The organism is Psychrobacter faecalis (assembly GCF_016107575.1).
Taxonomy (GTDB): domain Bacteria; phylum Pseudomonadota; class Gammaproteobacteria; order Pseudomonadales; family Moraxellaceae; genus Psychrobacter; species Psychrobacter faecalis.
Window position 1 is genome coordinate 29,841 of the sequence record NZ_JABAST010000015.1, and the last position, 11,902, is coordinate 41,742.

An 11,902-nucleotide genomic window follows, 5' to 3' on the forward strand; every position below is an offset into this window, starting at 1 on the left:
GTTTCATAGGACTATCTAATAGTCCTCATAGAATGTATATGACGAATGAGAAGCTTAGTAAAAATATCTTATGGAGGGCAGGCTTATGAAAAAGTGGCTATTAATCATTATTATGGCAGCCATTGTCGGGCTGATTTTAGCGTTTATTATTGGGCAAATACTGCCTAATATGCGCACAACCAGCAGTGACATTGAGGTTAATGTCACCGACCCTGCGCTTATTAAACAAGGCGAATACATCGCGCGTACTGCTGACTGTGTCGCCTGCCATACGACGCTTGACGGGGAGAACTATGCCGGTGGTCTGCCTATGCTGACGCCGCTAGGTGCCATTTATTCAACCAACATTACCCCTGATAAAGAAACCGGTATTGGTCAATATACCTTTAGCGACTTTAAAAATGCCGTCAAGCATGGCGTGCGCCGTGATAATAAAGCGCTATATCCTGCCATGCCCTATCCGTCTTATCAGCTTATGCCAGAGGAAGATTTGGCCGCGATGTATGCCTATTTTATGTCTGACGTCAAACCGGTCAAGCAAGCCAACTTAAAAAGTGAGTTGCCGCCAATAGCCAATTGGCGCTGGCCGCTGGCTTATTGGCAAGCACTGTTTGACCCAAAACGTGACTTTGTGCCAGAAACTGATGATGCGCTATTGACCCGTGGCCAGTATCTAATAGAAGGTCCTGGACACTGCGGCTCTTGTCATACTGAGCGCGGTATCGGTTTCCAAGAAATCGCCTTAAACAATGCCGACTCAGAAGAATATTTGAGCGGGGCGGTTATCGATGGTTGGCGCGCCAAAAGTATCCGCGGTGAGCATCGCGGTTTGGCTACGTGGACCGTCGCAGAATTAAATGATTTCTTTAAAACCGGTCGTACTGACACCACGGCTGCTTTTGGCGCCATGGCCGAAGTGGTCGAGCACAGCACGCAATATATGACAAACTATGATATCAACGCCATGTCATCTTATCTAAAAACCTTAACGCCAGCGCCCAATAAAGAAAAAACCTTGCCGGCGAAAAAAGACATTACCACGCAAAAACTGCTTGATGGCAATTATGATTCGCGCGGCTCGATTCTATACGCCGAGTATTGCCAAGTTTGTCACCGTGCTGATGGTAAAGGCGTGGCGCGTATCTTCCCAGCCCTTGATGGCAATAGTGCGGTATATGCGAAAAATGCCGACTCGGTACTCCAAATCACCTTGAGCGGTGGCCGCATGCCAGAAACCCCGCACGACCGCATGGCCTTTACCATGCCTGAATTTATTAACCTGAGTGATGCCGATGTGGCGGAAGTGGTCAACTATGTCCGTAATAGCTGGACCAACCAAGCACCTGAAATCGATGTCGATGATGTGGTAAAAATGCGCGCTTTTCTTGCCAAAAAACCAAAGACCAGTACCGATATCGCCCCAGACTTAAGTATTGATGCGCAAACAAAAGGAGCAAAATAATGAAAAACTCTCCACTCAACTTGCCTGCTATTGTTAGCGTAATCTCTCAGAAAATAAAAATGGGCAAACTAACCACCGCTGCCCTGACTGCTTCAGCGCTTAGTATCGCCGCTATTAGTAGTGGCTGCTCACAGCCCGAGCCTACTGAGCAAAACGCGCCTAAATATGGCTTAGTTACTGCTGATGATGCCAACGAAGACATCGGTACTTATGTACTGCCGCAAGATACTTCTATCTTGGATGAGCCAAACGCTGATGAAATCTTTTATGGTAAGCGATTATTAAACGAAACCAAGCGCTTATTACCCGAGCACGTTGGCGCGCAAATGAACTGTAATAGCTGTCATATTTCGCAAGGTAAAATCCCCCTTGGCGACCCGTATATCAACAGTTACAACTTCTACCCGCGTGTGATGCCACGCGCAGGTAAAGAAATCGATTTAATCAAACGCATCAATGGCTGTTTTCAGCGTTCGATGAATGGCAAACCATTAAAACCTGAATCCCCTGAAATGCTAGCAATGTTGGCCTATATGAAATGGCTGTCCCAAAATACGCCGAAAGAACAAAAGGTCGATATCCAAAACGCGGGTAAAGTGGATGAATCCTTGGTCGGTAACCCTGTACGCGGTAAAAAAATATACCAAGTACAATGCGCCACCTGTCATGGTGATAACGGCGAAGGCATGAAAGACAGTCGCGGTGATATTGTCTTCCCACCATTATGGGGCGATGAATCCTTTAATATCGGTGCGGGCATGGCGCGTACTTATAAAGCGGCGGCTTTTGTGAAATACAATATGCCGATGGGCATTCAAACCAAAGGTCTATGGGGTCATGGCAATGTGCTCAGTGATCAAGACGCCATCGATGTCGCTGAATTTTTTACCCATCAACCGCGTCCTGACTTTGCTGGCAAAGTAAACGACTGGCCTAATGGCAAAAAACCTAAAGATGCGCGTTATTAAATGCACTAACCTGACAACATATCAGTCATGCTGATTTTTAAAATAAAAAAACCTCAAACGCCTGAATGACTTTGAGGTTTTTTGTTATCTATGGTTAATGCGACTAAAAAATTTTGACCAGCCATTATATAGTAGTGCTTAAGGCAATGACTTTTATTACAGTCATACTTACTTATCGCCATTCGCTTATGAGGTCTATCATGCGTAAAATTCCTATTTACTCTCACCCTGCAGCTGGTTGGCCAGCTTTGGTTGCTTCTACTCGTAAGTTAATGGATTATAAGGCTTTTTTGCGTGGCAGCATAAGTATCTTGCATAGCAACCAGCCCAACGGCGGCTTTGACTGTCCGGGCTGTGCATGGCCAGATCATAAGACCCATAAAAGCCTTGATGTCTGTGAAACGGGTATTAAAGTCATTGCTAGTGAAACGATGAGTAGGCGCGCCGATGCCGCATTTTTTGCCAAACATAGCGTTAAAGAACTACAAGGCTGGTCAGGCTACGAGCTTGAGCACAGCGGCCGCTTATCAGAGCCGTTATATTATGATGCGGGGCAAGACCGCTATGTGGCGATTTCTTGGCAGGCAGCGTATGAGCGTATCGCCGAGACATTACAGAATCTCGATTCGCCAGATGAAGCGTTATTTTACACCTCAGGACGCGTCACTAACGAGCCTGCTTTTATGTATCAATTGTTCGTACGCTGTTTTGGCACCAATAATTTGCCAGATTGCTCAAATATGTGTCACGAGCCAACGTCAGTGATGCTCGGTAAACAGTTAGGCGTCGGTAAAGCCACGGTGGTTTTGGAAGATTTTGAACAGGCGAAGCTAATTATGCTGTTTGGGCAAAATCCTGCCACCAATCATCCGCGTATGCTTGAGATGCTGGCACACGCTCATAAGCAAGGCTGCAAAATCATCTCTATCAATCCGATGCGGGAGCAAGGTTTAAGCAAGTTTAGAAATCCACAAAAACCTACCCATATGGCCGCAGGGCAAAGTGATGAAATGGTTGATGAAGTCATTCAAATTCAAATCGGTGGTGATACCGCTTTATTGACGGGCTTGGCCAAATGGCTGACCAAAAATGGCAAAATTGATAATGATTTTATTGAGCAGCACACATCAGGTTATGAGGCGCTCGATACTTGGTTACGCCAGCAGTCTTGGGCAGAGGTAGAGCGTGGCTGCGGTATTAGTAAAGCAGACATTATCAAACTTGCCAAACTTGTTGCTGATAGCCCAGCAACCATTTGTACCTGGGGCATGGGTATTACCCAACATGTCCAAGGCGAAGATAACGTCGCCATGATTACCAATTTGTTGCTACTCATGGGGATGATTGGGGTCGATGGCGCAGGCGCCTCACCGGTGCGTGGTCACTCCAATGTGCAGGGCGATCGCACCATGGGTATCCATGAGCGCCCTAAACAGAGCTTACTTGATAGCCTTGAGCGCGTGTTCAAGCGCCCTATGCCACAAGAAGATGGGCTTGATGTCATCGCTGGCGCAAAAGCATTAATGCAAGGTAAGCTCAAAGCTTTTATCAGCATGGGCGGTAATTATGCCGTTGCCGCGCCCGATAAAAGTGCGATTCAAACGGTCTTAACCACTACCGAACTCAATGTTTTCATCGGCACCAAACTTAATGAAACTATGCTATATCCGGGTAAAAATAACCTTATCTTACCTTGTATCAGTCGTACCGAACGCTTAGTAACGGAAAAAGGTGAGCAGTTCGCGACGATTGAAGACTCTATGTGCCAAATTGTTCCTACGCGCGGTCGCATTGAGCCGATTAGTGATAATTTAAAATCTGAAGCGCAAATTGTGGCCGATATGGCAACCCACGCGCTTGACGCTGATTCGTCTATTCCATGGCAAACAATGAGCAGCGACTTTGATATCATCCGTAATTATATCGCTCAAGCGATTGAAGGCTTTGAGAATTTTAACGATCGTATTCGTGAAAACGAGCGCGGTTTTCATTTATACCACCCTGCCCGTCATCGCGTTTGGAATACCGATAGCGGCAAAGCGCAGTTTGAAGTCCCACAATATCCCATTACTTATGTCGCAGCACAGATGGCAGAAACCACATCGAGCTATCATAGCCATGCTAAAAATAACAATGCTAAAAGTGACCATAGCAAAAATAATGAACCCGCGATTCATCCAAGCAATAGCGATCACAATCCAACCCAAAGCGCTGAGCAAAAAGTATGGCAGCTAACCAGTGTCCGCAGTCATGATCAATTTAACACCATGATTTTTGGTCATCAAGACCGCTATCGCCAGACCAACCGCCGCGACGTGTTATTTATGCATCCCGATGAAATCAAGCGTTTAGGTTGGCAAAAAGGCGATAGTGTTATGGTATCGCGTCAAGACAGTCAAGATGAACAGCGCACCTTAGGTCCATTAATACTGACTGAGATGGATATCGCTGCCAATGCAGTGGCGACTTATTATCCTGAATGTAACGACCTTATCGACTTAGACACTCACGCGCCAGACTCAAGGACGCCTTCTTATAAATCCGTTACCGTTGTTTTGCAGCGCGTTACTGAAAACACACTAGCTGCCAGCGCTTAACAAAGATAGTTTGATAAAGGAAATGGTTAAAATATGATGGTCAGTAAACATAACGTAGTTGCAGTAGAACCTTGGTTAAATGGCTCAGCGGCCGATTTAGAAACCAATGCTGATCATGCTGCTGCGCCAATAATGGATATGCAGACCGTGCCTTTATCGCGCCTACATTTAACACAAAAACATGCTTATTTATCTACAGCAAATGTCTCTTCTAAAAATGCAGAAACAGAGGTTGATGACAAATCAGCGCTGCTGGCAGTAGAGGCAGCGGTTGCGATTGTCATTAATGGTATCCACTATGCGATATTGATGGCAAGCCCCTACCAGCTTGAGTATCTTGCTATTGGTTTTTTGTATAGCGAAGGATTGATTCATCATAGTCATGAATTATTAGAGTGGGAGGTAACGCAACTGACCGATATTGCCAGTTACCGAAAATTCACCAGTGATTTAACGGATGACTTACTTGATGAAAAGACGGCATTTGAGCAATTTTCAGCGCAGTTGCAAGACTATGATGTATATGTAGTAGAGCTGGTACTAAATCAGCGCTGTCATCAGCGTATTCAAGCGCAGAGGCGACAGCTAGCAGGACGTACAGGCTGCGGTATGTGCGGTATCACCGGGCTTTCGCAAGCGCTTCCCGATTTAAGTCATTATTTATCATCCAGCTTGCAACAAAAACAGTCAGAATCCTCCGTGCCCAGTCTTAATTATTTACTGCACATGCATCAGCAAATTAACGCCGCCCAGCATACCCATCAACTCACTGGTGCGGTACACGCTGCAGCCACCATGCAAGGCAAGGATTTGTATTTATTTGAAGACGTAGGGCGTCATAACGCACTTGATAAACTCATCGGTTGGCAATTGCGCAACAAGACCAAGCTGACATGCGTGGTGATGACCTCGCGATTGTCTATTGAGCTGGTACAAAAATCCATTCGTAGCCACATTCCTTGGCTCGTTGGTATGTCGGCACCGACCAGTACTGCAGTACGCGTCGCTGAACACTATGGTTTGGGACTGGCAGGGTTTTTACGCGATGACCGAGTTACTTATTATACCAATTATAAAGACGCTTAAAACAACAAGTTAGGGGCGACTCTTTTATTATATCCATTTAACTCTATCACTAAACCGCTAAGCAATAACTATTTTCTACTTATTTTTACTTCAACTTAACTCTCCCTGTAAGTTCGTAAAAGAGCCCCTAGCCTTTATCGTTACCTTTCCTTAATACAAGAAAATTTGTTTAAACTTCATAGTTTCTCCTAACCTCTTCTGCTTATTAGGATCATTTTAATGACGACCTATTAGTTTATCTTAATGCTGGCTGACTAAAAAGTCTGCGGTAAAATTTGAGATAGCAGACAGAATAGGTTACTCTTACCGCACAAACATGTTACGAGAATTTAACATCGCTGTAGTTTTATTTATCAATGAGAAGTAAATACTGGCAATAACTGCCGTAAAAATTTACTTATTATCACGACAGCGGATGTTCGCTCACAAGCAATAAAGGGATGAAAATCCATCCTAACTGTTGCTTAACGCAGCTACTATAAACAGCTCTATTTAGCACCGCTCAAGCAGTTTAGGCTCAGTGCTTATCCGTATTTTTGCTAGAGATGCTTAGTCAATAAGCGTCTTTTAGCGTCTCGTTACTATCGAGTAGGCATCACTTGACAGCGTAATGGTCAATCCATTAACAGACGCCTATTGAGAGTTGCCGCCGTTATTTCTAAGACAAATTTTTAGTCTATATTTTTTGTCAAATATTTGTCTAACAGGCTGTGCTAAATGAAAAAGCGGCATCACATTTAACGTGAGCGTTTGGCTTGCCTCATTGCGTGCTTGTGCGCTGTATACAAGCAGCGAATAGAACCAATGCGTCCTATTACATTCCTAACAGTTTGTGGCATGACTTTTATTGCAAACCTTTATTCTTCAAACAATTGCGAGGTATGAATTTGAAAACTGAGTCATTGTTCCAATTTTCATCAATCACCATTCTTTTACTTTTATTAGGATTTTATGGCGGTACTTACCTGCTGTCTTTATTGATTAAAAAAGATAAGGAAACCACTTCTGGATTTATGGTCGCCGGTCATGGTGTCGGTTTTGGCATGGGCGCGGCGAGTATGACTGCAACTTGGATTTGGGCAGCCTCGTTTTATGCGGCTGCAACCTCCGGTTATAAATACGGCGTTTCAGGACCGCTACATTATGGTTTTTGGGGCGCCTTGATGATTTTATTCATCTACCCTTTTGGCATGCGCTTTCGCGAACTTGCTCCTAATGGACACACCTTAGGTGAACTTATCCACGCGCGCCACGGATCATCAAGCCAATTAATTTTAGCAATATCTAATCTTATGGGCAGCTTAATTAGCTTGATGGTCAACTTCACCGCTGCTGGTGCTTTGGTATCAGTATTATCGCCGTTATCTTTTCAGACCGGCGTCATTATCGCAGGTGTCGGAGTGCTCAGCTATACGTTAACCTCTGGATTTCGAGCGTCCGTATTTACCGATTTTGCTCAATTAGTTGCTTTGATGGCGATTGGAGTCATCATCATCCCTGCGGTGCTATTTGCCATGGGCGGGCCATCGGTCATGGTCAGTGGCTTATCAAACTTAACCTTAGAGCAGCAAAACCTGTTTTCTTCCGAAGCCTTTTTTCAGCAAGGGGCGCCTTATTTTGTCGCGGTATTGGCTTATGCTATCGGCAACCAAACCATTACCCAGCGATTATTTGCCATTGATAAAAGCAAAATCAAAGCCACTTTTGTCACTGCAACGGTCGGCTACGCGGGCATCGTCATTGGACTTGGTATGATTGGCTTGATGGCTTTGACCATTGGTATTGAACCGCTCGATGGCAATATGAATAACTTAATCCCGCAAATGGTTAGTACTTATTTGCATCCGGTATTTATTGCCTTGTTCTTTATTTTGGTCATTGGCTCGTTATCCTCAACCGCTGACTCAGATTTATCGGCGCTATCAACGATTATGATGGCGGACGTTTATGGCAAAAATATCGCTAAAGGGCGCGTAAAACCAAAAACCATGATGCTGGTTGGACGCTCAACCATGATTATTGCCACCGCTGCCGGATTGATTTTTGCCAGCTTTAAGCTTGATATATTGGTCATGCTGGTCTTCGTTGGCGCATTGTGGGGCACCATTGTATTCCCTGTGATTGCTAGTGTGTTCTGGAATCGCGTCACCAATGTGGCCTTTACCTCAGCCGTCATCGTCGGGTTGTTATTATTTTGCGTCGCGCGCTTTGAGCTGATTCCCATTGAAGGCTTCACCGCACTATTTTTTGAAATTTTGGCCAGTGTTGGTGCTGCTGTCGTCATTGGACTCATGGTCTTTGGCTTTTTAGGACGCAAAATCGGTGTGGGCGCCGCCGCTATTACGCTCGTACTGATGCTCATTTTTGCCACCGGCTTTTTACGCCAATATATGGTCTTGCTGGCTTCCTTGACCGCTTACGGTGCCAGTACCATCGTCTGCGTGATTGTTAGCCTTATGGGTGACGAGCATTTTGATTTTGACCTCATTAAACAGCGGGTGGGCAACTACGATAAACAGCCGCAAGCACAAACGTTACCAAAAACTTAAGCAAAAACTCATTAGTCATTGATGGTTAACCAATGCTTGGCTAGCCATTGTTACTAAAATCTAGTAAGCAAAAAATTTATATAAACACTATAAGGAGACATCATGGAAAACGTCTTTATCTATGGATTTTATATCCTCGTCTGGCCGGCGATTACCCTTGGGGTGCTGACATTAATCTGTACCGCAACTTATCGCGATTTCAAAAAAGCAAAACGTAATAATCAAGATATTGTCTAGCAAGCGCTAAACTAGAATAACTATTTTTAACAAGTCATCACTGAATTTAGGTTTGGCGATGACTTCATTTGCACCACTTTTGCTGTCCTTTTACCTTATTAAGGCTCAAATAATGCCTCATTTATGGTTAAATAGCGGCAACTTAGCAAATAAGCGCTGTTTCGTTAAAAAATGACTTGTAATTTAAATTATTTTTGCTAATATAGGCATCCTTGATTGGCTGGGTGGCAGAGTGGTCATGCAGCGGACTGCAACTCCGTTAACGCCGGTTCGATTCCGACCTCAGCCTCCAATTATTTAGCTATAAATATATAAGTATGACGTTAATTTTAGCTTGCATTATTAATGGAAATGCTTATAATAGCGACCACTATCTAATAAGTAGAAAGCTTACTTTTAGATAAGACAAGTTTTGCCCGGGTGGTGAAATTGGTAGACACAAGGGATTTAAAATCCCTCGCTAGTAATAGCGTGCCGGTTCAAGTCCGGCTCCGGGTACCATTACATAGTTCTATGCTATCTCATAGAGTAGCCAAAGCCCCTGATATCAGGGGCTTTGCTGTATCTGACGTCCTATACTGTCTTTTAATATCTATCCCAATCCATGCATCTGATGTACACTACTATGTACACTGACTTTTAAATGTACATTGGGTGGCAGTCATGGGAATACGCAAGCCAATCAGCTCTGATCGCAGCATCAGCAGTCACAAGGCCGAAGACAAAGAATATCTGGTCTCTGTAAGAAACTACCCCATGCTGTATCTCATGGTCAGACCTAACGGCACTAAGTCTTGGGTTTATCGCTACCTGTCTCCTACTCACTCAAAAAATAAACGTATATCGCTTGGCGTGTATCCAAACGTCTCGTTCGCTCGTGCCTGTGAAATCTGGCGTGACTATGAAGAGCTACTAAGTCGTAATATTGATCCTAAAAATCACCGTGAAGAATTAAAGAATAGTATTATTAGTAAAACTAAAAACTCATTTAATCATTTTGCTTGGGAGTACTTTGATAGTTTAGAGCAGACTCAAAAAGGTAATACGTTAATTCGTAAGAAAGGTCGCTTGGAGCTAATATGCTCATATATTGGTGATCAGCCTATCAGTGAAATCGACTCACCTAGAATGCTTGAAGTGCTTTTAGACATCCAAGCTAAGTCATTAAACAAAGCTGGCAAGCCCACAGATAAGGCGGAGCGCTGTGCAGGTATCGCTAGCGACGTATTTGTCTATGCTGGTGCTCGCGGCTTCTGTAGTAGCAATCCAGCCGCATTAATCAAAAGCCAACTGGCTAAGTCGAGCTATGGTCATCGTCCTGCGATCACTAAGCCTAAAGAACTAGCTAAGCTGCTACGTGACATAGAGACTATAGAAGGTGATCCAAACACTATCAACTCTCTTAGGCTATTATCGTTACTGTTCATGCGTAATGGAGATCTCAGGCGCATGCGCTGGGCTGACGTCGACTTAGATGTTGGTAGGTGGACATTAAAGCCGCTCAAAGGACAAGGCAAGGTAAACATGGTTAAGGACATGGTCGTGCCCCTACCTCGTCAGGCAGTGGCTATCTTACGCGCGCAGCAGCAAATCAATGGTCATACTAAATTCGTCTTCTACAGTGAGACGGCAAAAAAGCATCAGATCATCTCTGATGCGACAGCGAATAAGCGTTTAAAAGATTTGGGCTACAAAGACATTCATTGTGCTCACGGCTTTAGAGCTACAGCGAAAACCATCTTACAGGAGCAATTAAAGTATCCTCTCGTGCTTGTTGAGATGGCTTTGGGACATACAACCAAAGATCCTAATGGCACGGCATATGGTCGATTTGAGTACATTGATGATCGTAGTGATATGATGCAGAAGTGGGCTGATTATTTAGATGCTTTGCGAGAAGGCAGAGATACAGCAGAATTTAAAGCAGATGCGCAATCCAAAACTGACTCTACCGCGCAGCTCCAAGCATTGATTGATCAGCTGGGAGAGGATAAAGTAATGGAACTTCTTAAGAAGGAAGAGGCATAGTCTTTCAGCTAATAAGTACTACTATATTCTAAGATCATATACAGCAATATTTGTGCTCATTAAACTATGACTATTAGAGTCATTATAATCATCATAAAAAATATTGTTATCTGGGATTCCGATGCTAGCTATGTAAGCTTTTACTGATTCACGATTTCTTATATATGCCTTCTCAGCATCTTTATAATCTTCTTCCTTAGCCTCTATTTCCTCCGATAGAAGCTTAGTCACATAGTCTGGCAACATTTCTGAAGATACTACACAACTGGTAATTTCTTCAGAACTATCTACTAAAGCTGAAAGCCTTTCTATAATTAGCCCTACGATGTTGCTATTATTCTGGTCGAGATATTCCTGTCCATAACAAAATAACTCATGAAAGTGGATACTTTTAGAGAGTAGTTTAGTCTTTGATAACTTCGCATATGGCTTCTGCGGTGCAAGTTTATTCACAGTTTTAGCATGGGCTATGAATACACCAGAATCTTTGAGAAGCTTGCGTGAAACAATATTAACTTTACTTGTAGAAGAAGCACTGTAAAAAATATATAAGGGCACTTTTTTAGTTATATTAGCGTGACATAATAATTTAGTAATTTGTCCCTTCGATTGGTCTGGATAATTAATAGCTGAAACGTATTTATTATGCTCTTTACTAATTTTTTTCGCTTGAAACAGTAAAGGCAAGCTCTGAGTTTTACCTACTAACCAAATCTCCATTCTAAAGTCAGCGCCTGATGTCTTGCTCTCCTGAAGTTTAGTATAGTGTCTGAAATCTAAATGTTGGAAACACTTATTAATATCTGCCCACTTCCAAAATAAATAGTCGGTAATAGATTCTTCGCCTACGTGTCTAACATTTTCAGTAAATTCTACTACTTGCCTTTCGACCTCTTTATGTTTTTCACACATGTTCATATTAGGCTTTCCTAGCTATCAAATTAATAAGTTGTATTTAAAAAACAATCGTCTTAC

The 11,902-nt window shown here is 43.4% G+C and carries 8 protein-coding genes and 2 tRNA genes; 9 read left to right on the forward strand and 1 reads right to left on the reverse strand.

Features of this window, described 5'->3' with window-relative positions; genetic code table 11:
- Positions 1 to 85 precede the first annotated feature (85 nt).
- The 9 genes from JFC07_RS06595 (at position 86) to JFC07_RS06630 (ending at position 10,927) form a co-directional block, all read left to right on the forward strand.
- Complete coding sequence (locus tag JFC07_RS06595) at positions 86 to 1,462, forward strand: cytochrome c (protein ID WP_193029992.1); 1,377 nt, start codon at positions 86 to 88, stop codon at positions 1,460 to 1,462.
- Complete coding sequence (locus tag JFC07_RS06600) at positions 1,462 to 2,430, forward strand: c-type cytochrome (RefSeq protein WP_198328685.1); 969 nt, start codon at positions 1,462 to 1,464, stop codon at positions 2,428 to 2,430. Before JFC07_RS06595 ends, JFC07_RS06600 begins: the two co-directional genes overlap by 1 nt.
- A 200-nt stretch (positions 2,431 to 2,630) precedes the next feature.
- Complete coding sequence (locus JFC07_RS06605) at positions 2,631 to 5,027, forward strand: FdhF/YdeP family oxidoreductase (protein WP_193029993.1); 2,397 nt, start codon at positions 2,631 to 2,633, stop codon at positions 5,025 to 5,027.
- 132 nt (positions 5,028 to 5,159) lie between these two features.
- Positions 5,160 to 6,113, forward strand: a complete 954-nt coding sequence (gene fdhD / locus JFC07_RS06610) for a formate dehydrogenase accessory sulfurtransferase FdhD (RefSeq protein WP_102076593.1) — start codon at positions 5,160 to 5,162, stop codon at positions 6,111 to 6,113.
- Between the two features lie 902 nt (positions 6,114 to 7,015).
- Positions 7,016 to 8,662, forward strand: a complete 1,647-nt coding sequence (locus JFC07_RS06615) for a sodium:solute symporter family protein (protein WP_198328706.1) — start codon at positions 7,016 to 7,018, stop codon at positions 8,660 to 8,662.
- A gap of 102 nt (positions 8,663 to 8,764) precedes the next feature.
- On the forward strand, positions 8,765 to 8,899 hold the full coding sequence (locus JFC07_RS13175; protein ID WP_219621718.1) for a putative transporter small subunit: 135 nt from the start codon (positions 8,765 to 8,767) through the stop codon (positions 8,897 to 8,899).
- A gap of 218 nt (positions 8,900 to 9,117) precedes the next feature.
- A tRNA-Cys gene (locus JFC07_RS06620) sits at positions 9,118 to 9,191 on the forward strand.
- A gap of 122 nt (positions 9,192 to 9,313) precedes the next feature.
- Positions 9,314 to 9,400, forward strand: a tRNA-Leu gene (locus JFC07_RS06625).
- Between the two features lie 162 nt (positions 9,401 to 9,562).
- Entirely contained in the window at positions 9,563 to 10,927 is a 1,365-nt protein-coding gene (locus JFC07_RS06630; RefSeq protein ID WP_198328686.1) for a tyrosine-type recombinase/integrase, read from the forward strand.
- Positions 10,928 to 10,948: 21 nt separating this feature from the next.
- On the opposite strand, the gene JFC07_RS06635 is transcribed toward JFC07_RS06630, so the two are convergent.
- On the reverse strand, positions 10,949 to 11,845 hold the full coding sequence (locus JFC07_RS06635; protein ID WP_198328687.1) for a DUF6615 family protein: 897 nt from the start codon (positions 11,843 to 11,845) through the stop codon (positions 10,949 to 10,951).
- Positions 11,846 to 11,902 lie beyond the last annotated feature (57 nt).